This is a genomic window from Streptomyces spiralis (assembly GCF_014654675.1).
In the GTDB taxonomy this organism is placed as follows: domain Bacteria; phylum Actinomycetota; class Actinomycetes; order Streptomycetales; family Streptomycetaceae; genus Streptomyces; species Streptomyces spiralis.
The window spans coordinates 103,036-126,607 of sequence record NZ_BNBC01000024.1; the positions used below are offsets into that span (position 1 = coordinate 103,036).

The 23,572-nt window shown below is 71.7% G+C and carries 20 protein-coding genes and 1 riboswitch; of the genes, 10 read left to right on the forward strand and 10 right to left on the reverse strand.

Annotated features, from left to right (window positions below; genetic code table 11):
* Nucleotides 1–180 precede the first annotated feature (180 nt).
* Nucleotides 181–2,184, forward strand: coding sequence for a DNA helicase RecQ (gene recQ / locus IE318_RS24170; protein WP_189903663.1), 2,004 nt, complete (start codon nt 181–183; stop codon nt 2,182–2,184).
* Between the two features lie 15 nt (nt 2,185–2,199).
* On the opposite strand, the gene IE318_RS24175 is transcribed toward recQ, so the two are convergent.
* Complete coding sequence (locus IE318_RS24175; RefSeq protein WP_189903615.1) at nt 2,200–3,138, reverse strand: M56 family metallopeptidase; 939 nt, start codon at nt 3,136–3,138, stop codon at nt 2,200–2,202.
* Nucleotides 3,139–3,401: 263 nt separating this feature from the next.
* Complete coding sequence (gene fahA, locus IE318_RS24180; protein WP_189903617.1) at nt 3,402–4,613, reverse strand: fumarylacetoacetase; 1,212 nt, start codon at nt 4,611–4,613, stop codon at nt 3,402–3,404.
* Nucleotides 4,614–4,858: 245 nt separating this feature from the next.
* Between fahA and IE318_RS24185 the strand changes: the two genes are divergently transcribed.
* The 3 genes from IE318_RS24185 to IE318_RS24195 all read left to right on the forward strand — a co-directional run bounded on the left by IE318_RS24185 (nt 4,859) and on the right by IE318_RS24195 (nt 8,441).
* Complete coding sequence (locus tag IE318_RS24185) at nt 4,859–6,097, forward strand: carboxylate--amine ligase (protein ID WP_030174364.1); 1,239 nt, start codon at nt 4,859–4,861, stop codon at nt 6,095–6,097.
* A 219-nt stretch (nt 6,098–6,316) separates the two neighbouring features.
* Nucleotides 6,317–7,519 carry an FAD-dependent oxidoreductase gene (locus tag IE318_RS24190; protein WP_189903619.1) on the forward strand — a complete coding sequence of 401 codons (1,203 nt, stop codon included), beginning with the start codon at nt 6,317–6,319 and terminating at the stop codon, nt 7,517–7,519.
* A 115-nt stretch (nt 7,520–7,634) separates the two neighbouring features.
* The gene (locus IE318_RS24195; protein WP_189903621.1) at nt 7,635–8,441 is read left to right on the forward strand and encodes an HAD family hydrolase; all 807 of its coding nucleotides are present in this window, start codon (nt 7,635–7,637) and stop codon (nt 8,439–8,441) included.
* A gap of 20 nt (nt 8,442–8,461) precedes the next feature.
* On the opposite strand, the gene IE318_RS24200 is transcribed toward IE318_RS24195, so the two are convergent.
* A complete protein-coding gene (locus IE318_RS24200; RefSeq protein WP_189903623.1) occupies nt 8,462–8,953 on the reverse strand; it encodes a transglycosylase SLT domain-containing protein in 492 nt (163 codons plus the stop codon).
* Nucleotide 8,954: 1 nt separating this feature from the next.
* Nucleotides 8,955–9,142: riboswitch (cyclic di-AMP (ydaO/yuaA leader) on the reverse strand.
* Between the two features lie 592 nt (nt 9,143–9,734).
* Between IE318_RS24200 and IE318_RS24205 the strand changes: the two genes are divergently transcribed.
* From IE318_RS24205 to IE318_RS24220, 4 genes are all read left to right on the forward strand, one after another.
* Nucleotides 9,735–10,745, forward strand: coding sequence for a polyprenyl synthetase family protein (locus IE318_RS24205; RefSeq protein ID WP_030174370.1), 1,011 nt, complete (start codon nt 9,735–9,737; stop codon nt 10,743–10,745).
* 281 nt (nt 10,746–11,026) lie between these two features.
* A complete protein-coding gene (locus tag IE318_RS24210) occupies nt 11,027–12,241 on the forward strand; it encodes a LolA family protein (RefSeq protein ID WP_189903625.1) in 1,215 nt (404 codons plus the stop codon).
* Between the two features lie 41 nt (nt 12,242–12,282).
* Entirely contained in the window at nt 12,283–13,263 is a 981-nt protein-coding gene (locus IE318_RS24215; protein ID WP_189903627.1) for an ABC transporter ATP-binding protein, read from the forward strand.
* On the forward strand, nt 13,250–14,143 hold the full coding sequence (locus IE318_RS24220) for an ABC transporter permease (protein WP_189903628.1): 894 nt from the start codon (nt 13,250–13,252) through the stop codon (nt 14,141–14,143). The genes IE318_RS24215 and IE318_RS24220 overlap by 14 nt, the downstream gene beginning before the upstream one ends.
* A 12-nt stretch (nt 14,144–14,155) precedes the next feature.
* On the opposite strand, the gene IE318_RS24225 is transcribed toward IE318_RS24220, so the two are convergent.
* On the reverse strand, nt 14,156–14,665 hold the full coding sequence (locus tag IE318_RS24225) for a DUF6668 family protein (RefSeq protein ID WP_189903631.1): 510 nt from the start codon (nt 14,663–14,665) through the stop codon (nt 14,156–14,158).
* A gap of 177 nt (nt 14,666–14,842) precedes the next feature.
* Here IE318_RS24225 and IE318_RS24230 point away from each other — a divergent pair, with 177 nt between their 5' ends.
* The gene (locus tag IE318_RS24230) at nt 14,843–16,075 is read left to right on the forward strand and encodes a tetratricopeptide repeat protein (protein ID WP_189903633.1); all 1,233 of its coding nucleotides are present in this window, start codon (nt 14,843–14,845) and stop codon (nt 16,073–16,075) included.
* An 18-nt stretch (nt 16,076–16,093) separates the two neighbouring features.
* On the opposite strand, the gene IE318_RS24235 is transcribed toward IE318_RS24230, so the two are convergent.
* From IE318_RS24235 to IE318_RS24245, 3 genes are all read right to left on the reverse strand, one after another.
* Nucleotides 16,094–16,585, reverse strand: a complete 492-nt coding sequence (locus IE318_RS24235) for a VOC family protein (protein WP_030174385.1) — start codon at nt 16,583–16,585, stop codon at nt 16,094–16,096.
* An 18-nt stretch (nt 16,586–16,603) separates the two neighbouring features.
* Nucleotides 16,604–17,668: an EamA family transporter RarD gene (gene rarD / locus IE318_RS24240; RefSeq protein ID WP_189903635.1), complete on the reverse strand. Its 1,065-nt coding sequence runs from the start codon at nt 17,666–17,668 to the stop codon at nt 16,604–16,606.
* Between the two features lie 132 nt (nt 17,669–17,800).
* Nucleotides 17,801–18,655 (reverse strand): SDR family oxidoreductase, encoded by an 855-nt coding sequence (locus IE318_RS24245; protein ID WP_189903637.1) that lies wholly within the window; start codon nt 18,653–18,655, stop codon nt 17,801–17,803.
* A gap of 94 nt (nt 18,656–18,749) precedes the next feature.
* Between IE318_RS24245 and IE318_RS24250 the strand changes: the two genes are divergently transcribed.
* Nucleotides 18,750–19,157, forward strand: coding sequence for a winged helix-turn-helix transcriptional regulator (locus IE318_RS24250; RefSeq protein ID WP_030174390.1), 408 nt, complete (start codon nt 18,750–18,752; stop codon nt 19,155–19,157).
* 44 nt (nt 19,158–19,201) lie between these two features.
* Here IE318_RS24250 and IE318_RS24255 read toward each other — a convergent pair whose 3' ends face one another.
* The 3 genes from IE318_RS24255 to IE318_RS24265 all read right to left on the reverse strand — a co-directional run bounded on the left by IE318_RS24255 (nt 19,202) and on the right by IE318_RS24265 (nt 23,220).
* Nucleotides 19,202–20,203, reverse strand: coding sequence for a 2-oxoacid:ferredoxin oxidoreductase subunit beta (locus IE318_RS24255; RefSeq protein WP_229903724.1), 1,002 nt, complete (start codon nt 20,201–20,203; stop codon nt 19,202–19,204).
* Nucleotides 20,204–20,321: 118 nt separating this feature from the next.
* Nucleotides 20,322–22,250, reverse strand: coding sequence for a 2-oxoacid:acceptor oxidoreductase subunit alpha (locus IE318_RS24260; protein ID WP_189903639.1), 1,929 nt, complete (start codon nt 22,248–22,250; stop codon nt 20,322–20,324).
* Between the two features lie 310 nt (nt 22,251–22,560).
* Nucleotides 22,561–23,220, reverse strand: a complete 660-nt coding sequence (locus IE318_RS24265) for a LuxR C-terminal-related transcriptional regulator (protein WP_308438594.1) — start codon at nt 23,218–23,220, stop codon at nt 22,561–22,563.
* Nucleotides 23,221–23,572: the final 352 nt, after the last annotated feature.

The following is a 23,572-nucleotide window of genomic DNA, read 5'->3' on the forward strand; positions in this document are numbered from 1 at the left end:
CCTTCACCGGCCGGCTGCCCGGCACCTCCCTCTGCGGGGGTGCCGGGCAGCGGTGTGAGGGGAGTCGCAGATCCACAAGGCCCCGGACCGGGTGCCGGCCTGTGGATAACTCCGGTGTTGTCGGCGCCGCCCCCTATCGTGGAGGCAGTGGTCGAGGGACGACGTACGGGGGACGAGACGATGGGCGGGACGGGCGGTGTCACCGAGATGTCAGTGACGGACAGCGAGACGCTGGCCACGCTGAACCGGGTCTTCGGATACGAGGCCTTCCGGGGCGAGCAGGAAGCGGTCATCGAGCATGTGGTGGCGGGCGGTGACGCCGTCGTCCTCATGCCCACCGGTGGCGGCAAGTCGCTGTGCTACCAGATCCCGGCCCTGGTCAGACCCGGTACGGGCATCGTGGTCTCGCCGCTGATCGCGCTGATGCAGGACCAGGTGGACGCCCTGCGGGCGCTGGGCGTGCGCGCCGGTTTCATCAACTCCACCCAGGACTTCGACGAGCGGCGCGTGGTGGAGGCGGAGTTCCTGGCGGGCGAGCTGGACCTGCTCTATCTGGCACCGGAGCGCCTGCGCCTGGACACCACGATGGACCTGCTCTCCCGCGGCAAGATCTCCGTCTTCGCCATCGACGAGGCGCACTGCGTCTCGCAGTGGGGCCACGACTTCCGCCCGGACTACCTGACGCTGTCGGTGCTGGGCGAACGCTGGCCGGACGTGCCGCGGATCGCGCTCACGGCGACCGCCACGCACGCCACCCACCAGGAGATCACCCAGCGGCTGGACATGCCGCGGGCCCGGCACTTCGTGGCGAGCTTCGACCGGCCCAACATCCAGTACCGGATCGTGCCCAAGTCCGACCCCAGGAAGCAGCTGCTGGCCTTCCTGCGCGCGGAGCACGCGGGCGACGCGGGCATCGTGTACTGCCTCTCGCGCAACTCGGTGGAGAGGACGGCCGAGTTCCTCTCGCAGCACGGCATCGAGGCGGTGCCCTACCACGCGGGCCTGGACGCGGGCACGCGCGCGGCCCACCAGTCCCGCTTCCTGCGCGAGGACGGCCTGGTCGTGGTCGCCACGATCGCCTTCGGCATGGGCATCGACAAGCCGGACGTACGGTTCGTCGCCCACCTGGATCTGCCCAAGTCGGTCGAGGGCTACTACCAGGAGACGGGCCGCGCCGGACGGGACGGGCTGCCGTCGACGGCCTGGATGGCCTACGGCCTGAACGACGTCATACAGCAGCGCAAGCTCATCCAGTCCTCGGAGGGCGACGAGGCGTTCCGCCGCCGGGCCGCCGCGCACCTGGACTCGATGCTCGCCCTGTGCGAGACGGCGCGGTGCCGCCGCGGCCAGCTCCTCGCCTACTTCGGCCAGGAGCCGGACCCGAGCGGCTGCGGCAACTGCGACACCTGCCTGACCCCGCCCGAGACCTGGGACGGCACGATCGCCGCCCAGAAGGTGCTGTCGACGGTGGTGCGACTGCAGCGGGAGCGGGGGCAGAAGTTCGGCGCGGGGCAGATCATCGACATCCTGCTCGGCAAGCGCACCGGCCGGGTGATCCAGTTCGACCACGACCAGCTGTCCGTTTTCGGCATCGGCGAGGATCTGACCGAGGGCGAATGGCGCGGTGTCGTACGGCAGTTGCTGGCACAGGGGCTGCTCGCGGTCGAGGGTGAGTACGGCACGCTGGTGCTGACCGACGCGAGCGCCACGGTGCTGCGGCGCGAGCGGAAGGTGCCGCTGCGCAAGGAGCCGAAGCGGCCGGCCGCCTCCCGGTCGGGCTCGTCCTCGGGGTCGTCGGCGTCCTCGGGGCGGGGCAGGAGCAAGGCCGCCGTGGCCGAACTGCCCGAGGAGCTGCTGCCCGCCTTCGAGGCCCTGCGCGCCTGGCGCGCCGAGCAGGCCCGCGAGCAGGGTGTCCCGGCGTACGTCATCTTCCACGACGCCACGCTCCGCGAGATCGTCATGCTCCGGCCCACGTCGGTGGCCCAGTTGGGCACGGTCGGCGGGGTCGGCGAGAAGAAACTGGCGACGTACGGAGAGGGTGTCCTGGCGGTGCTCGAGTCGCTGGGCGGACCGGCCGCCGCCGGAGCGGACGGCCCGGCCGGACGGGACGCGGCGCAGGGCGGGCCCGGTCCGGACACCGAGGCGGACTGGGACACCGAGCCCGAGCCCGAGGACTGGACGTAGCCGGACCCGGCCGGCTCAGCGCAGCGCCGTCAGCCCGGGGGCGAAGGTGATCAGGAGCGGCAGCAGGGGAACCAGGGCCGCCACCGTCGTCGTCAGGGCCCTGCGCCTGCGGTCCAGCCGGGGCGGGGGCTCCAGGAGGCGGTCCACCCGCTCACCGAGCAGACGGTGGCTGGAGGCGCAGGAGAGGACTCCGCGGTGCTGGTTGAGCTCGATCAGGGCCAGGGCGGTGGTGAGGTGGCCGTGGCGGCGGGAGGCGGTGTCGTCGGCGGCCAGTTCGACCAGGCGGTGGGTCTGGTCGCAGAAGTGGGTGAACAGGGGGACGCGGGGGAAGCCCGTCGCCAGTGCGGTCGACAGGTGCAGCAGCCAGTCGTGGTGGGCCCGGGCGTGTCCGCGTTCGTGGGCGAGGACGGCGTCGAGCTGATGGCCGGTGAGGCGGTGCAGGGCGCCGGTGGTGACGACGAGCTGCGGCGGATGGCCGGGCATCCACCAGGCGTCGGGATACTCGTCCTCCAGCACCAGCATCGGGCCGCGGGCCGCGGGTAGCCCGGCGGGCAGGTCGGGTGCGCGCTCCCGCAGGTGCGCGCGGGCCAGGCCACGGCGGCGGCGGGCCTCCGCCAGCTCGCGGCCGAGCATCGCGGTGGTCCAGGCGGCCCCGCACGCCAGCAGCAGGGTCAGGGCGGTGGCCCAGGCCGGCGCGGCCGAGAGGCCGTACGCGGCCGTCACCGACGGCGGGGCGGGCGCGAACACCCGGTCGCGGACGGTGTGGAAGACAGCCGCGGTGCCCAGCACCAGCCCGGCCAGGCAGCACAGGAGGACGGTGGCGACCAGGCACTGCCACACCCACAGCGCCACGACCGGTTCCCGTTCGGGCCACGCCGCCCGGGTCAGCGCGCGGGGTACGGGCACGGCGGCCGTCAGTGCGACGGCGCCCAGCAGGAGCAGGCAGACGGTCATGCCACGGACTCCGGATCCTGATCGGAGGTGGGCGGGTGTCGGGTCGTGCGGCGGTGCTGTGCGGCGGCCGGCGTGGGGTTCTCGCACGGCCTACCGTCAGTATGACGGCGGTGGGCGGCGCGAGTCAGGGCCTGAACGACAACCAATCCCCGCCGCACCCACCGCGTCACGGTGCGCACACCACCGGGCGCGTACTCCCGTGTGCGCACGGCTGTGCGCACCTCACCGCACACACCGCCGCGCGCGGCTCCGCGACGCGCCGGTCAGTCCGCCACGATCCGCCCCGTGACCTCTCCCAGCCCCACCCGTACGCCGTTGGCGCCGGGGGCCCAGGCGGAGAGTGTCACCACGTCCCCGTCCTCCAGGAACGTCCGCTTGCCGTCCGGGAGTTCGAGCGGCTCGCGGCCGTTCCAGGTGAGCTCCAGCAGCGAGCCGCGCTGCGCGGGCTCGGCCCCGCTCACGGTGCCCGAGCCGTACAGGTCGCCGGTGCGCAGGGAGGCGCCGTTGACCGTCATGTGGGCGAGCTGCTGGGCGGCCGTCCAGTACATGGTGGAGAAGGGCGGCTCCGACACCACATGGCCGTTGATCGCGACGGAGATCCGCAGGTCGTAGCCGCCGGGCTCCTCCTCGGAGTCGTCCAGGTAGGGCAGCAGCGGGTGGGTGCGCTCCGGCGGGGCCACCCGTGCCTCCTCCAGCGCGTCCAGCGGCGTGATCCACGCCGACACCGACGTGGCGAACGACTTGCCGAGGAACGGGCCGAGGGGGACGTACTCCCAGGCCTGGATGTCGCGCGCCGACCAGTCGTTGAGCAGGCACAGCCCGAAGACGTGCTCGCGGAAGTCCTCCAGCGCCACCGGCCGGCCGAGCCGCGACGGCACACCGACCACGAAGCCGACCTCGGCCTCGATGTCCAGCCGGACGGAGGGCCCGAAGACCGGGGCGGGGTCGCCGGGGGCCTTCCGCTGACCCGAGGGACGCACGACGTCCGTGCCCGAGACGACCACCGTGCCCGAGCGGCCGTGGTAGCCGATCGGCAGGTGCTTCCAGTTGGGGGTCAGCGAGTCCTCGGCGTCCGGGCGGAAGATCTGCCCCACGTTCCGCGCGTGGTTCTCCGACGCGTAGAAGTCGACGTAGTCGGCGACCTCGAAGGGCAGACGCAGGGTCACCGAGGACAGCGGGTGCAGGAACGGCGCGATCGTCTCCTGGTGGGAGGGCACCGTCACCCACGCCGTCAGCGCGCGCCGCACGTCCGACCAGGCGGTGCGGCCGGCCGCGAGCAGCGGGTTCAGAGTCGGCCGCGCGAGCAGGGCGGCGTACGGCGAGCCGAGCGCCACGGCCGCCGCGCCCGCGTCGAGGACGTGGTCGCCGAGCCGGACGCCGACGGTCCGCTCCTGCGATCCGGCACGGGAGAAGACGCCGTAGGGAAGGTTGTGCGGACCGAAGGGGTCGCCCTCGGGAACCTCGAAGGGGGGCATCGGGTACTGCCTCTCTTTCGTGTGCCGTGCGTTCCAGCTGGTTCGGGCCACACGTTCATGTGGTCGCGCCACACGTTACGGGGGCGTTGACTGTCTTGGGCAGTGCCTAAAGAGTTTGCAATGTCCGGATTGGCCTTGTCGGAGCGGGCAATTCCGGCTTAGCGTCCTTTGGGGGACGCGGACGGGGTGGGTCCGCTCCGTAGGGGGGACACGTGGGGGGACCCGTGGCCAGGAATGCCGTCAGCGTGCCTTTCGGCGCCGACCGTGATGTGCCGGGCCTGATCGTGAAGTTCGGCGACTATCCGCTGCACCACGGCGGGGTGGGGGCGATCCGCAGTCTGGGCCGGCTGGGCGTGCCCATGTACGCGATCACCGAGGACGCCTACACGCCGGCGGCCTCCTCCCGTTATCTCAAACGGGCGTTCGTCTGGCCGACGAGTGGCACCGAGGAGGCGGGCCACCTGGTGGAGGGGCTGTTGCGGATCGGGAGCCGTATCGGGCGGCCCGCAGTCCTGGTCCCCACCGACGAGGAGGCGGCCGTCCTGATCGCCGAGCACCAGGACGAGCTCAAGGGCCACTTCCTCTTCCCGCGCGTCGCCCCGGACCTGCCGCGCCGCCTGGCCAGCAAGCAGGGTCTGCACGAACTGTGCGTCGAGCACGGCATCCCGAGCCCGGCGGCCGCCTTCCCGCAGTCCTACGACGACATCGCCGCGTTCGCCGAGACGGCCCGCTTCCCGGTGGTGGCCAAGAACCGAGAGGCGTTCGTACGCCGCAGCCGGCCGGCCGTGAACGGCACCACGCGGATCGCCACCCGCGAGGGACTGCTCACGCTCGCCCGCGACTGGGGCGAGCGGCCAGGGGTGATCCTCCAGGAGTACCTGCCCCGGGAGGAGGCCGAGGACTGGATCGTGCACGCCTACTTCGACCAGGACTCCACGCCGCTCGCGATGTTCACCGGCGTGAAGGTCCGCTCCTGGCCGCCGCACGCGGGGATGACGGCCAACGCGTACGTCGTCGACAACCCGGAACTCGCCGACCTCGCCGCGCGTTTCATCAAACAGATCGGCTTCACCGGAATCATCGACCTCGACCTGCGCTTCGACCGGCGCGACGGACAGTACAAGCTTCTCGACTTCAACCCGCGCATGGGCGCCCAGTTCCGGCTCTTCGAGAACGAGTCGGGGATGGACGTCGTACGCGCCATGCACCTGGACCTGACCGGGCGGCCCGTTCCCGAGGGGGAACAGCGGGCCGGCCACCGCTACGTCGTGGAGAACATCGACCTGCCCGCCCTGCTCGCCTACCGGCGCAGCGGATACACCACACCGCACGCCCCGGCGAAGGCGAGCGGGACCGAGCTGGCCTGGTTCGCGGGTGACGACCCGCTGCCGTTCCTCACCATGCTCGCGCGCTTCGTGCGGCCGGGCGCGAAGCACCTCTACCAGCTGTGGCGTACCAACCGCCGTGGCAGCGCGGCCGGTTAGACACCGGCCACGGCAACCGCGCGCACTCCTGTACCCCGTACCCCGTGCCGCCGCGACCCGGCACCCTCGCGCCCTAGCACCCTCGCGCCCCGCCACCCCGCACCCACCCGTCGAACCGGTGGCACGGCCGGCCGTGTCCGGCGGCCGTATCCGCGGTCGGCCACGCCCACCGCGGCGGCCCGTGAAGTGACGCATCAGCACGTCCTGGGGAGGGACTTCGTGAACCATCCGGTAGCAGTCATCGGTGCCGGGCCGTACGGCCTGTCCACCGCCGCCCACCTGCGAGCACGCGGCATCCCGGTCCGCGCCTTCGGCGAGCCCATGGTCGCCTGGCGCGACCACATGCCCGCCGGGATGCTGCTCAAGTCGACCCCGGCCGCCTCCACCATCGACTGCCCGCAGCGCGGCCACACCCTGGTCGACTACTGCGACGCGGCCGGCATCGAGCGGCTGGTCACCGACGAGGACATCATCCCGGTGGAGACCTTCGTCGCCTACGGCGAGTGGTTCCAGCGCAGGCTGGTGCCCGAACTGGAGCGGACCCGGGTCGTGTCGGTCGACCGGCGGCCGGGCGGCGGCTTCGAGCTGAAGGTGGACTCCGGGGAGCAGTTCACCGCCCGCGCGGTCGTGGTGGCGACCGGCCTGTCGGGCCTCGCCCATCTGCCGCCGGAGCTGGCCGGGGCGGCACCGGACGGCCCCACGCCCACCGGAGGGGTCTCCCACAGTTCCCAGCACCACGACCTGACCCGGTTCGCCGGCAAGGAGCTGATCGTCGTCGGTGCCGGCCAGTCCGCGCTGGAGACCGCCGCGCTCGCGGCGGAGGCCGGCGCGCGGGTGCGAGTGGTGGCGCGCGGCCGCGGCAAGGTCGCCTTCGGCGCCCCGCCCTGGGACCAGCCCAGGCTGCGCCCCGAGTCCCCCTTCGGCCGCGCCTGGTCGCTGTGGGCGCTCAGCTACTACCCCCACCCCTACCGCCGCCTCCCCGCCCAGGTCCGCCACTACCTGGCCCGACGGGTCCTCGGACCGCTCGGCGCCTGGTGGCTGCGCGACCGCTTCGAGGGAACGGTGCCGGTCGTCGAGGTGGCCCGGATCGTCCGCGCCGAGGCCCGCGACGGCCGCTCGGCGCTGACCGTGCGCACCCTGGGCAGCAGCACCCGGGAACTGACCGCCGACCACGTCGTGGCGGCGACCGGCTACCGCGTCGACCTGGCCGCGCTGGGCTTCCTCGGCCACGAGCTGCGCACGGAGCTCGCGGTGAGCCGGGGTGCCCCGAGGCTCGGGGCGGGCTATGTCTCCTCGGTCCCGGGCCTGTACTTCACGGGGCTGCCGGCGGCGGCGTCGTACGGCCCGGTGATGCGCTTCGTGTGCGGCACGGAGTTCGCCTCACCGCGGCTGGCCCGCCACCTGGCGGCGGCACACGGCTGAGCATCTCGGGGCCGCCGGACGCGAGTTGGAGGGAGGTGGCCGGTGAGGCGAGGGGCCGCAGGGGTCGGCCGGTTCCGGTGGGGCCGGGGGTGCGGCGGATCCGTATTCTCTGATCATGCCCGCTCCCCTTGGATATGCCCTCATCGCCACCGACCTGGACGGAACGCTGCTGCGCGGCGACGACACCGTGTCCGAGCGGTCCCTGGCCGCGCTCGCGCGGGCCGCGGCGGCCGGTGCCCGGCACCTCGTCGTGACCGGCCGGCCGGCGCCGAGGGTCCGGACGCTGCTGAAGGCCCTGGGCTCCACGGGCCTCGCGGTGTGCGGCCAGGGGGCGCAGCTCTACGACGCCGGGGCCGACCGTCTGCTGTGGTCGGTCACGCTGGACACGGAGACGGCCGAGACCGCGCTGGGCAAGATCGAGGCCGAGGTGGGGGAGGTGTACGCCGCCGTCGACCAGGACGGAGCGGACGGGCTCACGCTCATCGAGCCGGGGTACCGCATGCCGCACCCGACCCTGCCGGCGTCGCGGGTCGAGCGGCGCGAGGAGCTGTGGCAGGCGCCCATCAGCAAGGTGCTGCTGCGCCATCCCGTGCTGTCCGACGACGAGTTGGCCGAGGTGGCCCGCGGCGCGGTCGGTTCGCTCGCCACGGTCACCATGTCGGGGCCGGGGACCGTCGAGCTCCAGCCCTGCGGCATCACCAAGGCGACCGGGCTGGCGCTGGCCACCGAGCGCCTGGGGCTCGGCCGGCACAACGCCCTGGCCTTCGGTGACATGCCGAACGACATCCCCATGTTCCATTGGGCCGCCCGGGGTGTGGCCATGGCCAACGCCCATCCCGAGCTGAAGGCCGTGGCCGACGAGGTCACCTTGTCGAACGAGGACGACGGCGTCGCCGTCGTCCTCGAGCGGTTGTTCCCCTAGAAAACGGGTGGGGCGACCGATCAGTACGCGCTGAAGACGTTGTCGATCGAGCCGTACCGGTCGGCCGCGTAGTTGCAGGCGGCCGTGATGTTCGCGACCGGGTCGTAGATGTCGAACGAGGTGCCGCCCACGTGGTACGCGTTGAAGGTCGGCTGGATGACCTGCAGCAGGCCCTTGGACGGGATGCCCTTGGCGGCGTTGGAGTCCCAGAGGTTGATGGCCTGCGGGTTGCCGGAGGACTCGCGCATCACGTTGCGGTAGATGCCGTTGTAGCTGCCCGGGATGCCCTTGTCGGCCATGACCGCGAGGGACTCCCGGATCCAGCCGTCGAGGTTGTTCGGGTAGGCGACCGTGCTCGCGGCCTTGGTGGTGGTGCTCTTGGCCGGGGTGGCGGCGGAGGCGCTGGCGGTGCCGACGAGCGGCAGGGCGAGGACGGCGGCACCGGTGCCGCTGACGGCGAGGGTGCGGACGAGACGAGCGGCGCGGGTACGGCGCTGGACCTGTGCGGGCATAAGAATTCCTCTCCTACGCCTGCGAGGTGAGCTGTCGGGTTCGGGCGGGGAGGTGCCCGGCCGTGTCCCGAAGGACACGGCTTCACCCCAAGCCGTTCCGGCACGGCGTACGACGACGTACGGCGCTCCGGCCCGGCGACTTACCTGGGTCCCCCGCTCCTGCCATGAGTGGTTCGGTCGATGGACATCGGGCGGCGGCAGGATTCGGCGTCCGCTCGATGGACCGGGAACGTATGCGAGAGCACATGTCCGGAACAAGTGCTCGGTTTGCAGATCGTCCTAGTTGACCTTGATCTGAGGCGTATGGGGTGCTTGATCCTTTGCTATTGCCAAGGGTCAACTGGCATGCGGGGGAAGGGAAGGCGAGAAGACGGGGCGCACGGAGGGTCGAAGGCCCGGCGTGACCCAACTCACGGTTTCATGGGGCGAGGAGCAATTACGGCTAAGCGGAATAGAGATACCAATAGGGTTAAATCGGGCCGTGGAGTGTGCGAGCGTGACGGTCGTCACTTCCGGTGACGTCGTGGCCTGTGCGTACGTGTGCACCTGTGGGCATGTGTGCGAGTGGGGGCGGCCGCGGGTAGGGAGAGGTAAGTCGATAAATATCTGTGCATATGTGGCGATCGAAAACATATCGGGCGTGATCCGATACCGCCTGGCCTGTATAGGTGGGCGCCATCGGTGATCGAAACGTGACCGGATACGCTGACTTGAGTGATGGCAGCGACCTATCGACAAACCGTGTAAGCGCCAGCAGACACCAGCAGACAGGAGACCCCTCGTGACCGTCGTCGGGCCGTTCGGGCTGAGCGTGCGGGACCAGGCTCTCGAAGCCGATGTCCAGGCCGGATTGGCGGCTGTCGAGGAAGGGCTGCTCGAAGCCACCAAGAGCGAGGTCCCCTTCATCACCGAGGCCGCGCAGCACCTGGTCAAGGCGGGCGGGAAGCGGTTCCGGCCGCTGCTCGTGATGCTGGCCGCGCAGTTCGGCGACCCGTACGCGCCGGGGGTCGTGCCCGCGGCCGTGGTGGTGGAGCTGACCCACCTGGCGACGCTGTACCACGACGACGTGATGGACGAGGCCGCGGTGCGGCGCGGGGTGGCCAGCGCGAACACCCGCTGGGGCAACTCCGTCGCGGTCCTCACCGGCGACTTCCTGTTCGCCCGGGCCTCCCAGATCCTCGCCGACCTCGGGCCCGAGGCGGTCCGTGTGCAGGCACTGGCGTTCGAGCGGCTCGTCACCGGGCAGATCCTGGAGACGGCGGGGCCGCAGGACGGACGGGATCCGGTCGACCACTACCTGGACGTGCTGGGCGGCAAGACGGGGTCGCTGGTGGCCGTGTCGTGCCGGTTCGGCGCGATGATGTCCGGGGCCGACGAGACCGTCGTGGACGTGCTGACGCAGTACGGGGAGCGGCTGGGTGTCGCGTTCCAGCTGGCCGACGACGTGCTGGACATCGCCTCCGACTCGCACGAGTCCGGCAAGACCCCCGGGACGGACCTGCGGGAGGGCATCGCCACCCTGCCGGTGCTGCGGCTGCGCGAGCGCGCGCAGCGGCTGGGGCTGTCCGAGGACATCGCGCTGTGCGAGCTGCTGGACTCCGACCTGAGCGACGACGCGCGGCACGCGGAGGCGCTCGCGGCTCTGCGGGAGCACCCCGCCCTGGAGCAGGCCCGCCGGGACACCGTGCGGTACGCGGAGGAGGCGCGCGCCGCGCTGGCGCCGCTGCCCGAGTGCGACGCGAAGGCCGCGCTGCTTCAGCTGTGCGACGCGGTGGTGCACCGCGCCGGCTGAGGCCGGTCCTCCCCGAAGCGGCCGGCCGAGGCCGGTTTTCCGCAAAGATCACGGGCGGCGTCTCCACCCGACCCCTACGGGATGGTGGAGACGCCGCCGCTTCGTGTCATACCGCAGGCGTACGCGGAGTTGGCTCCGCGGTCTGACGCTTCCGCGCGGCCGATTTGGTCAGATGGAAACCACGGACCACACCACTCCTCACCGATTCGGGTGAGAATGGCGGCTCGGGGTGGGAGCAGTACAGACGGTCAGCCGCCGCCGACGACGGAGGTAAGGCACACATGGCACCGTACGAATCCGACGACACCAGGAGCGCGGCGGTCGACGACCCGCACTCGGCGCGGCGCAAGGCCGCGCGCTACGTCGTCCCGGTCGCGGTGGTGGGGGTGGCGGCGGCGACCATCGGGCTCGTCCCCGCACTCGCCGACTCCGGCGACCCGGACCTGCCGAAGATCACCGCGCAGCAACTCATCGAGAAAATCGCCAAGTCGGACGTCCAGCAGCTGTCCGGCACAGCCAAGATCACCACCGACCTCGGTCTGCCGAACCTCGGCGGTCTGGAGAGCGGCCTGCTCTCCGGCGCCGCCAAGGGCGGTGACGGATCGTCGGCCGACCCGAGCACCAAGCTGACCGAGCTGGCCGCCGGCACGCACACCCTGCGCGTCGCGGCGGACGGCCCGGACCGGCAGAAGGTCTCGCTGATCGAGAGCGCCGCCGAGTACAGCCTCATCCACAACGGCAAGGACATCTGGGGCTACGACAGCAAGTCCAACGAGGTCTACCACAGCACCGCGAACCAGGACGGCACCAAGCACCGGGACGAGGTGCCGGCCACGCCCAAGGACTTCGCCGACCAGGCCCTGAAGTCGGTCGACGACACCACCTCGGTGACGGTCGACGGCACGGCGCAGGTCGCCGGCCGGGACGCCTACCGGCTGGTCATCAAGCCCAAGCACGCCTCCGGCACCACGGTCGGCGTGATCAGCATCGCGGTGGACTCCAAGACCGGGATGCCGCTGAAGTTCACGCTCACCCCGGCGAGCGGGGGCGCCGCCGTGGTGGACGCCGGCTTCACCCAGGTCAGCTTCGCCAAGCCGGCCGCTTCCACGTTCGACTTCACCCCGCCCAAGGGCGCGAGGGTCACCGAGAAGAAGGACACCGAGGCGGGCGCGCGCTCCGTCCGGCCGGGGGCCCCGCACCAGGACCTCACCCCGCAGAAGGGGCTCGCCAAGGAGGGCACGAAGGTCCTCGGCAAGGGCTGGAACTCCATCGCGGTCCTCGACTCCGGCGCCAAGGGCGGCATCCCGTCGTCCTCCGGCAAGGGGGACCTGGGCGGCTTCCTCGGCTCGCTCGGCGACCAGGTCAGCGGGAAGTTCGGCAAGGGCACGGTCTTCTCCACCCGCCTGGTCAACGCCCTGATCACGGACGACGGCAAGGTCTACGTCGGCACCGTCACCAAGGACGCCCTGGTGAAGGCGGCGAACGCCGGACAGTAGGCACGCGAGAGCACGACGGACCGAGGGAGCCGAGGGAGCCGATGGACGAGGTGTCCGCCACGCAGCCGGAGCGGGCCGCGCGGGGCGCGGAAGACTGCGTCATCCACACCCGTGCGCTCACCAAGCGCTACCGCGGCGGGCAGCTCGCCGTCGACGGCCTGGACCTGACCGTCCCGGCGGGCAGCGTCTTCGGCTTCCTCGGTCCGAACGGCTCGGGCAAGACCACCACCATCCGCATGCTGATGGGGCTGATCGAACCCACGTCCGGCACGGCACGGGTCCTGGGGCACCCCATGCCCCGCTCCTCGCGCGCCGTGCTGCCGCACGTCGGCGCGCTGATCGAGGGCCCGGCGCTGTACGGCTTCCTGACCGGCCGGGACAACCTGCTGCGTTACGACGCCGCCGACCCGACCGCCGATCCGCGCACCCGCGGGGCCCGGGTCGCGGCCGCACTGGACCGGGTGGGCCTCACCGCCGCCGCGGGCAAGAAGGCCAGGGCGTACTCGCTGGGCATGAAGCAGCGCCTCGGACTGGCCGCCGCACTGCTCCAGCCGCGCAGACTGCTCGTCCTGGACGAACCGACCAACGGCCTCGACCCCCAGGGCATGCGGGAGATCCGCTCCCTGGTGCGGGAGCTGGCCTCCGACGGCACGACCGTCTTCCTCTCCTCCCATCTGCTCGACGAGATCGAGCAGGTGTGCACGCACGCGGCGGTCATGGCCCGGGGCAGGCTGGTCACCCAGGGCTCGGTCGCCGAGCTGGCCGCGGGGGCCCGCGGACGGCTGGTGGTCACCACACCGGACGCGGCGGAGGCGGCCCGGGTGCTGAAGGAGCAGGCCGTCGCCGATGTCGTCGTCACCGACGACCGGGTGACCGGCGAGCCGCCGGAACGCGATCTCGCCGAGGTGAACGCCGCGCTGGTCAGGGCAGGAGTGCGCGTACGGGGCTTCGGGGTCGAACGTGCCTCGCTGGAGGACGCGTTCGTGGCACTCACGGGGGAGGGGTTCGATGTCGCGGGCTGAGGCGGCGCCGGGACCGGCGCGGGTCGCCGCGGGCTCCCCGAAGCCGCTGTGGACCCTCGGGCTGCTGCGCGGTGAGCTGGTGACCACCTTCCGGCGCTGGCGCACCCTCGCGCTGCTCGGTGTGCTGGCCGCCGTGCCGGTCCTCGTCGGAGTGGCCGTCCGGATCGAGACCGGGGACGGCTCGTCCTCTGCGGGCGGCGGCGGTGGCGGTCCGGCGTTCATCACACAGATCACCAACAACGGGCTGTTCCTGGTGTTCACCGCGCTGGCGGCCACGCTGCCGTTCTTCCTGCCGATGGCCGTGGGCGTGGTCGCGGGTGACGCGATAGCCGGCGAGGCGAACGCGGGCACCCTGCGCTATCTGCTGGTCGCCCCGGCGGGCCGCACCCGTCTGCTGCTCACCAAGTACGCCACGACGATGGCCTTCTGCCTGGTCGCCACCCTGGTGGTCGCCGTCTTCGCGCTCGCCGTGGGCGCGCTGCTCTTCCCGCTGGGCGACCTGACGACCATCTCCGGCACCCGGATCAGCTTCGCCGAGGGGCTGGGCCGGGCGCTGCTGATAGCCCTCGTCGTCGCCGCGTCACTGATCGGACTCGCCGCCCTCGGCCTGTTCGTCTCCACGCTGACCAACAGCGGCATCGCGGCCATGGCGACGACCGTGGGCCTGCTGATCACGGTGCAGATCCTCGACCAGATACCCCAGTTGCACGCGATCCAGCCGTACCTCTTCTCGCACTACTGGATGTCCTTCGCCGACCTGATGCGCGAGCCGGTCTACTGGGACGACCTGGTGAGGAACCTGGAACTCCAGACGCTGTACGCGGCCGTGTTCGGCTCGGCGGCCTGGGCGCGGTTCACCGCGAAGGACATCACCGCGTAGCCCGCTCCGAGGTCACGCCCGAGGCCGCGGCAGCCGTCCGGCCGCGCCGGTGAGACGGGCCAGCGGCTCGGTCTCCCGTGGCGGAGGTCCGCTCAGGTCGCCGAGGCGCCAGTCGGGCACCCACGGCACGCGGTAGACGTCGATGACGGACTCGATCGGCGTCACCCGGTCGGCGAGCTGCCGCGGCAGCCGGCCCGGCGCGTCCGCGACGAGCACCACGGCGTCCAGATCGAGCCCGGCCGGGGCCTCGCCCCTGCGGAACGTCCCGATCGTCCGTGTCACGGCGTCCAGTCCGGCCGCGTGGGTCCGGGCGACGAGCAGCACCGACGGGGGAGCGTCGGGGCCGGGCCAGTTCCGTCCGCAGTCGTGGCCGCCGTAGACGGCCGCGAGTGTGGTCGTGCCCGCGCCGCCGTGGGTGGCCACCCAGGAGAACCGCCGGGGTGTGACGAGGGGCAGGTCGTGGGCGCGGGCCACCGGCCCGCGGAGCCAGATCTCCGGTCCGTGCTGCACGCCAGTTCGCATGGCCGTTCCCTCTCTCGTCATCCCGACGGTCGTGGCGTTCGGAGCGTTGCCCCGCTCACACCGGCGCGGTTCCTGGTGCGAGTCTGTGACGTCGCGGTGACATGGGGAGCGCAGCCGAGCAGAGAGACTCGACAGTACGCGTACGACCGGATGGCACGCATCCGAGTGAGGGAGCCGATGTCTCGACTGAGCCGCGAGAAGAAGCGGGAACAGAAGCGCGCCGCGCGCTCGGCGGCACCCATGACGACGACACCGATCCCCGTCCATGTACCCGTGACACCGGCTGACACCCCCGAGCGCGTACAAGCCATGGAGGGCACCGGCGCCGGACCCTGGGCCTCGGTCGGCGGTGTGCGGGTCCGGTCGGCGCCCGGCGAGGAGATCCAGCAGGCCGTGCTCGACCACCTCCAGGGCATCGCACTCGCCACCGGCCGCTCCGTCCTCGCCACGGTCACCGACGAACGCATCGGCTACGTCGTCCCCCTCCAGGTCCACGGCGACGGCTCCAGCACCTTCGCGGCGGAGCCCGTGCGCACCGCCGCACCGGACGAGCCGGCACAGAACGAGCCGGCGCAGAGCGAGCCCGTGCGTAACGAGCCGGTGCGGAGCGAGCCCGTGCATGACGAGCCGATACGGGACAGCGCGACCCACGTGCTGCGGCAGGTGCCGGTCACCCCGACGTTCGCCCTGCGTGCCGTACCGGAGCCGCCGGCCGGAGCGACGCCTGCCGCACCTCCCGTCGCATCCCCCGCGACCCCTCCGGGTACGGCGGTGGCCCCGACGGGAGAGTTCGGCCCGCCGCCGGTGATGGACGCGGGGCCGCCGGTGAGGGACGACCCCGACCCCAAGCCCACCCCCGCGCGCGGGTTCGACGCCGTGGCCGAGGCCGTGCTCGGGGACGACCCCAGGGCCGCCAGGACCACAGCCGGTGACGGCGGCCCCGGCCTGCTCGCCGGACCCATGGCGCGGGTCGGCGAGGCCGTGAAGGCGGGACGCATCGAGGAGGCGGCGACTCTCGTGGACCGCACCGTCGCGGAGGCCTCCGGCACCCTCGGCGCACAGCACCCCGAGGTGCTGCGCCTGCGCGAACTCGGCGCCTACATCGCCTACTTGGCCGGTGATCCGCTGCGCGCCTTCCGTCTCTCGCTCGAACTGGCCCGCGTCCACCGCGGCACCGGGGACGCGGAGGGCGCCTACGACAACGTCCGGAGCGCGGCCACCGCCTGGCGTGCGGTCCGCGACCCCGAGCAGGGCCTCGGTCTCGGCCGGGACCTGATCGACCTGTGGACCGCGCTCACCGCAGAGGACGGCCCGGCCGCCGACGACATCGAACAACTGGAGTCCGCCCGCGCCCGCATGGGCCGCCTCGCCCAACGTGCCCGCAGGCAGGCACCGCCACCGTCGAACTGACCCCGAGGCCTACGAGTCCTACGCCACGCAGAACTCGTTGCCCTCCGGGTCCGCCATCACCACCCACTCCCCGGCGGGCTCCTTCACCTGGCGAAGCTCGCTCGCCCCGAGGGCCTTGAGCCGCTCCACCTCCGCCTCGCGCCGGCCCTCACCCGGGTGGAGGTCGAGGTGGAGCCTGTTCTTGCCGGACTTCGGCTCCGGCACCCGCTGGAACAGCAGCCGCCGCCCCAGACCGGTGCCGCGCTCGTGGTCGTACGGGTCGTCGGGGTGCCGCACCGCGACCAGGTCCCGGAAGGCCGGGCGGCCGTGGTACTCGACGGTGGCCGCGCCCGGCAGCGCGCCGAGCTCCAGCAGTCGTTCGATGAGGGCGCTGTTGTCCTCGACCTCGTAGTGCAGCGCGCCGGCCCAGAAGTCGGCCTGCGCGTGCGGGTCGGCACAGTCGATGACGAGCTTCCAGTGCACGGGGTCGGGCGCGCGGTCGGCGGACGTCCCGGTCTCGGTCTGAGTCATACGGTCACTTATACGGCGTCAGGCCTCCACCACGCCCGAGTTCAGCTGCGAAGCCTCGCCCGTGCCGGATCCCGGCACCGGAGCCTGTGAGGCGACCTGCGCCTGTGAGGGGACCTGCGCCCGTGTCGCCGCCGAGTGGACCTGACCCTCCGTCGCCGTCCGGGGAGCGGTGAGTCCGGCGCGGATCTGGGCGGCGCGGCGGGCCGAGCGGAGCCCGTCCCAGGTCAGCATGGACAGCGCCAGCCACACCAGGGCGAACCCGGCCCAGCGCTCGGCCGGCATGGACTCGTGGAAGTAGACGACGCCGAGCAGGAACTGGAAGACCGGCGCGAGGTACTGCAGCAGCCCCAGTGTGGACAGCGGCACGCGGATCGCGGCGGCGCCGAAGCAGACCAGCGGCAGCGCGGTGACGACGCCGGTGGAGGCGAGCAGGGCCGCGTGCCCGGCACCCTCGGACGCGAACGTCGAGTCGCCGCTCGAGCCGAGCCACAGCAGATAGCCGAGCGCGGGCAGGAACTGGACCGCGGTCTCGGCGGCCAGCGACTCGATGCCGCCGAGGTTGACCTTCTTCTTCACCAGCCCGTAGGTGGCGAAGGAGAAGGCCAGGCAGAGGGAGATCCACGGCGGTCGGCCGTAGCCGATGGTGAGCACCAGCACGGAGGCGGCGCCGGTGCCGACCGCCGCCCACTGCACGGGGCGCAGCCGCTCCTTGAGGATCAGCACGCCCATCGCGATGGTGACCAGCGGGTTGATGAAGTAGCCGAGGGAGGCCTCCACGACGTGCCCGCTGTTCACGGCCCATATGTAGACGCCCCAGTTCACGGTGATCACCGCGGCGGCGACCACGATCAGAGCGAGCCTGCGCGGTTGCCGGAGCAGTTCCCCGGCCCAGGCCCAGCGTCGTGTGATGAGCAGCGCCACGAGGACGAAGGCGAGGGACCACACCATCCGGTGGGCGAGGATCTCCACCGCCCCGGCGGGCTTGAGCAGGGGCCAGAAGAGGGGGACGAGCCCCCACATCCCGTAGGCCGCGAAGCCGTTCAGCAGTCCTGTGCGCCGCTCGCCGTGCGACTTCTCGGTCACGTGCCCTCCCTCTCGTTCGGCCTGGCCGGATCCCAGTGCAGCAAGCAAGAAGGTAGCGCCGAGCACCCCCGCCTGTCATGTCCGTATCGGCATACGGTCATGACAGGCGGGGGTGGGGAGACGTACGGGGAATCAGCCCTCGAGTGCGGCGGCGACCGAGTCGGCGAGCGGGGTGGTCGGGCGGCCGGTCAGCCGGGACAGATCCCCGGAGTCGACCACCAGTTCGCCCTTCTCGATGGAGGCGTCCACGCCCGCCAGAATCGCGGCGAGCGGCCCGGGCAGCCCGGCGCCCGCCAGGATGCCCTGGTACTCCTCGACCGAGACCGGCCGGTAGTCGATCTCCTTGCCGGTCTGCCGGCTGACTTCGGCGGCGAACTCGGCGAAGCCCCACGCCTGGTCCCCGCCCAGCTCGTACGTCCGGTTCTCGTGCCCCTCGCCGGTGAGCACCGCGACGGCGGCGGCCGCGTAGTCGGCGCGCGAGGCGGAGGAGATCCGCCCCTCGCCTGCGGCCTGCACGACGGCGCCGTGCTCGAGGACCGGGGCGAGCTGCTCGGTGTAGTTCTCGTGGTACCAGCCGTTGCGCAGCAGCGTGTAGGGCAGTCCGGAGGCGAGCAGTGCCTCCTCGGTGCCGCGGTGGTCGTCGGCGAGGGCGGCCGTCAGGCTGCCGGGGGCGCTGGTGTAGGCGAGCAGCGCGACACCGGCCGCCTCGGCCGCGTCGATGACGACCCGGTGCTGCTGCACCCGCCCCTTGTCGAACTCGTTGCCGGAGATGAGCAGCACCCTGTCGCCGGCCGCGAACAGACCGTCGAAGGTCTCGGGCGCGTTGTAGTCGGCCACGGCGATCCGCACGCCTCGCCCGGCGAGGTCGGCGGCCTTCTCCGGGGTGCGGACGACGGCGGTGATCCGTTCGGCCGGAACCTTCTCCAGCAGTTGCTCCACGACGAGGCGGCCGAGGTGTCCGGTGGCTCCGGTGACGACGATGCTCATGGGGGGTCTCCGTAAGGCATGGGGTGTGTCCGGCACCGACCTTATGGGAGGCGCTAACCATCGGAAAGTACCCACTTTGAAGTAAGGTACTGGCATGGCAGTAAGTGACAAGCAGCTCGTGGACGCCGAGGCGCTGTGCCCCCACCGCCTCGTCCTGGAGCACGTCACCAGCCGTTGGGGCGTGCTGGTGCTGATCCAGCTCCTGGACCGGCCGTACCGGTTCAGCGAACTGCGGCGGGCGATCAGCGGCCTCGGAGGGCGGGGCGTCAGCGAGAAGATGCTCACGCAGACCCTCCAGACCCTGGAGCGCGACGGCCTCGTCCACCGGGACGCCAAGCCCGTCATCCCGCCGCGCGTCGACTACTCCCTGACCGGGCTGGGCCGCGAGGCGGCGGAGCAGGTGCGGGCCCTCGCTCAGTGGACCCACGACCGCATGGGTGAGGTGGAGAAGGCTCGCCTGGCATACGACGAGGCCCGGGACGCGCGGTCCCGGGCCTCGTGAGCGAACGGCAGGCGGACGACAAGCGGACGGCAGCGGACTCGGACTCAGCCGACGACCGTCCAGGTGTCCCCGCCGGCCAGCAGGGCGGCCAGGTCGCCCTTGCCGCGCTGCTCGATCGCCGTGTCCAGCTGGTCGGCCATCAGGGTGTCGTAGACCGGCCGGTCCACGGACCGGAACACCCCGATCGGCGTGTGGTGGAGGGTGTCGGGATCGGCCAGCCGCGACAGCGCGAACGCCGTCGTGGGGGAGGCGGAGTGCGCGTCGTGGACCAGGATGTCGCCCTCGTTCTCCGGCGTCACCGTGACCACCTTCAGATCGCCGGTGGCCGCGTCCCGTACCACACCCCGGGAGCCGTCGGCCCCGAAGCGGATCGGCTGCCCGTGCTCCAGGCGGATCAGGGCCTCCTCGGACTGCTGCCGGTCCTTAAGGGCGTCGAAGGCGCCGTCGTTGAAGATGTTGCAGTTCTGGTAGATCTCGATCAGCGCCGTGCCCGGGTGGGCGGCGGCCTGGCGCAGCACCTCGGTCAGGTGCTTGCGGTCGGAGTCGATCGTGCGGGCCACGAAGGAGGCCTCCGCGCCGATCGCCAGCGACACCGGGTTGAAGGGCGCGTCCAGCGACCCCATAGGCGTCGACTTGGTGATCTTGCCCAGCTCGGAGGTCGGGGAGTACTGGCCCTTGGTCAGGCCGTAGATCCGGTTGTTGAACAGCAGGATCTTGAGGTTGACGTTGCGGCGCAGGGCGTGGATCAGGTGGTTGCCGCCGATGGACAGGGCGTCGCCGTCACCGGTGACGACCCACACGCTCAGGTCGCGGCGCGAGGTGGCCAGGCCCGTGGCGATGGCCGGGGCGCGGCCGTGGATCGAGTGCATCCCGTAGGTGTTCATGTAGTACGGGAAGCGGGAGGAGCAGCCGATGCCGGAGACGAAGACGATGTTCTCCTTCGCCAGTCCCAGCTCCGGCATGAAGCCCTGGACGGCGGCGAGGATGGCGTAGTCCCCGCAGCCGGGGCACCAGCGCACCTCCTGGTCGGACTTGAAGTCCTTCATCGACTGCCGGCCCTCGGCCTTCGGCACGAGGGAGAGCGCCTCGACCGTCCCCCTGCCGGTCCCGGGGCCGGTGCTCGCGTCCGCCTCGGTGCCGGCGCTCGCTCCGTGTGCGGTCGTCTCAGCCATCGATGGTCTCCTTCAGAGCGGTGGCGAGCTGCTCGGCCTTGAACGGCATGCCGTTGACCTGGTTGTACGAGTGGGCGTCCACCAGGTACTTCGCCCGGATGAGCGTGGCGAGCTGCCCGAGGTTCATCTCGGGGACGACCACCTTGTCGTAGTGCGCCAGCACCGCGCCGAGGTTCTTCGGGAAGGGGTTGAGGTGACGCAGATGGGCCTGCGCGATCGCCGTGCCGCCCGCGCGCAGCCGGCGTACGGCCGCCGTGATCGGCCCGTACGTCGATCCCCAGCCGAGGACGAGCGTGCGCGCCTGGTCCGGGTCGTCGACCTCGATGTCCGGCACCTCGATGCCGTCGACCTTGGCCTGGCGGGTGCGGACCATGAAGTCGTGGTTGGCCGGGTCGTAGGAGATGTTGCCCGTGCCGTCCTGCTTCTCGATGCCGCCGATGCGGTGCTCCAGGCCCGGCGTGCCCGGGATCGCCCAGGGGCGGGCCAGCGTCCTGGCGTCCCGCTTGTACGGCCAGAACACCTCGGTGCCGTCGGCGAGGGTGTGGTTGGGGCCCTGCGCGAACTGCACCGTGAGGTCCGGCAGCTCCTCCAGCTCCGGGATCCGCCAGGGTTCGGAGCCATTGGCCAGGTAGCCGTCGGAGAGCAGGAACACCGGCGTGCGGTAGGTCAGTGCGATGCGCGCCGCCTCCAGGGCCGCGTCGAAGCAGTCCGCCGGGGTGCGCGGGGCGACGACCGGGACCGGCGCCTCGCCGTTGCGGCCGTACATCGCCTGCAGCAGGTCCGCCTGCTCCGTCTTGGTCGGCAGACCGGTGGACGGGCCGCCCCGCTGGATGTCGACGACGAGCAGCGGCAGCTCCAGGGAGACCGCGAGCCCGATGGTCTCGCTCTTGAGCGCCACACCCGGGCCGCTCGTCGTGGTCACCGCCAGCGAACCGCCGAAGGCCGCCCCGAGCGCGGCCCCGATGCCCGCGATCTCGTCCTCGGCCTGGAAGGTCCGCACACCGAAGTTCTTGTGCTTGGACAGCTCGTGCAGGATGTCCGAGGCCGGCGTGATCGGGTACGACCCGAGGAACAGCGGCAGATCCGCCTGGCGGGAGGCGGCGACCAGCCCGTACGCCAGGGCCAGGTTGCCGGAGATGTTGCGGTAGGTGCCGACGGGGAACGCCTTCGCCGCCGGGGCGACCTCGTAGGAGACCGCGAAGTCCTCCGTCGTCTCGCCGAAGTTCCAGCCCGCCCGGAACGCCGCGATGTTCGCCGCCGCGATGTCCGGCTTCTTCGCGAACTTCGACTTCAGGAACTTCTCGGTGCCCTCGGTCGGCCGGTGGTACATCCAGCTCAGCAGGCCCAGCGCGAACATGTTCTTGCTGCGCTCGGCCTCCTTGCGGGACAGGTCGAACTCCTTCAGCGCCTCCACCGTCAGCGTGGTCAGCGGCACCGGGTGCAGCTGGTAGCCGTCCAGCGAGCCGTCCTCCAGCGGAGAGGCGTCGTAGCCGACCTTCTGCATGGCCCGCTTGGTGAACTCGTCGGTGTTGACGATGATCTCCGCGCCACGCGGCAGGTCGCCGATGTTCGCCTTCAGTGCGGCCGGGTTCATCGCGACCAGGACGTTCGGCGCGTCACCGGGCGTGAGGATGTCGTGGTCGGCGAAGTGGAGCTGGAAGGAGGAGACGCCCGGCAGGGTGCCTGCGGGGGCACGGATCTCGGCCGGGAAGTTCGGCAGCGTCGACAGGTCGTTGCCGAAGGACGCGGTCTCCGAGGTGAACCGGTCACCCGTGAGCTGCATACCGTCACCCGAGTCACCCGCGAAGCGGATGATCACCCGGTCCAGACGCCGGACGTCCTTCGTCCCGGCCGCCCTGCGCTGCTCCCCTACGACGGCTCCGTCGGCCTGCTCCGCTGGACTGCTGACCTGGCTGGTCACTGAACTGGACCTCCTTCGAGGCGGCTGTGTGGGAGCGGCCTTGCCCAAGACCTTCCCGGTTTCAACCCTACGACCGTCAGGTTCGCCCTCCCTGCACCGTTCGCATGCTGGACGCACCCGTGAGACGGTCCGATGCCCTCATCTGTCACGCCGTGCCGGCCGCGATCTGTCACGCAGTGCCGGCCGCTCGGACCTCCTTCGGCACGCTCGGCGCCCGTTCTCTCGTCAGCACGTTCCGCGCCCGCTCTCTCGTCGCGCTCGTGGTCGGCTCGACACCCGGATCGACCCTGACTGACACAGTGTCAACCGGTCAGGAGTTGAGATAGGTGAGGACGGCCAGAACACGCCGGTGATCCCCATCACTCTGCGACAGACCGAGCTTCAGGAAGATGTTGCTGACGTGCTTCTCCACCGCCCCGTCGCTCACCACCAGCTGCCGGGCGATCGCCGAGTTCGTCCGGCCCTCGGCCATCAGGCCCAGCACCTCCCGCTCCCGCGGGGTGAGACCGGCCAGCACGTCCTGCTTGCGGCTGCGCCCGAGCAGCTGGGCGACCACCTCCGGGTCCAGGGCCGTACCGCCCTGCGCGACGCGCACCACCGCGTCCACGAACTCCCGCACCTCGGCCACGCGGTCCTTGAGCAGATAGCCGACCCCGCGGCTGGATCCGGCCAGCAGCTCGGTCGCGTACCGCTCCTCCACGTACTGCGACAGCACCAGCACACCGAGACCGGGATGCGCCTTGCGCAGCCGCACCGCGGCCCGCACGCCCTCGTCGGTGTGCGTCGGCGGCATCCGCACGTCCGCCACCACGACATCGGGAAGCTCGCCCTGGTCGTGCAGCTCGGTGATGGTCTTCACCAGCGCCTCGGCGTCACCGACACCGGCCACGACGTCGTGCCCGCGGTCGGTCAGCAGCCGGGTCAGGCCCTCCCTGAGCAGCACTGAATCCTCGGCGATGACCACCCGCACTCTGTCCTCCACGTCCTCGGCCCCCCACAGCCTCGCTGCCTCGCTCTCCCGGCCGTCCACAAGGGAACGGCTACGACACGGTCCAGCATTCCAGCATTCGGACCGCGACGCGCCCGGGCCCGGTGAAGCGGGGGAGCTCACCGGGGTCGCGGGGATTGCCATGGGGGCGCTTCCCCTGGTTTGCGGCCCGTGGGCCGTGCTTCGGCCTGGTGGGCCGCGACCGTACGGCCGCGGCCCACCAGGCCCGTCGAATGATTCCGTCTGTTGTTCCCGTGTGCGCTCAGCGCCGCCAGGGCAGCTCCGCCGTCACGCGGGTGGGGCCCCCGGCCGGGGAGTCGACGACCAGGATCCC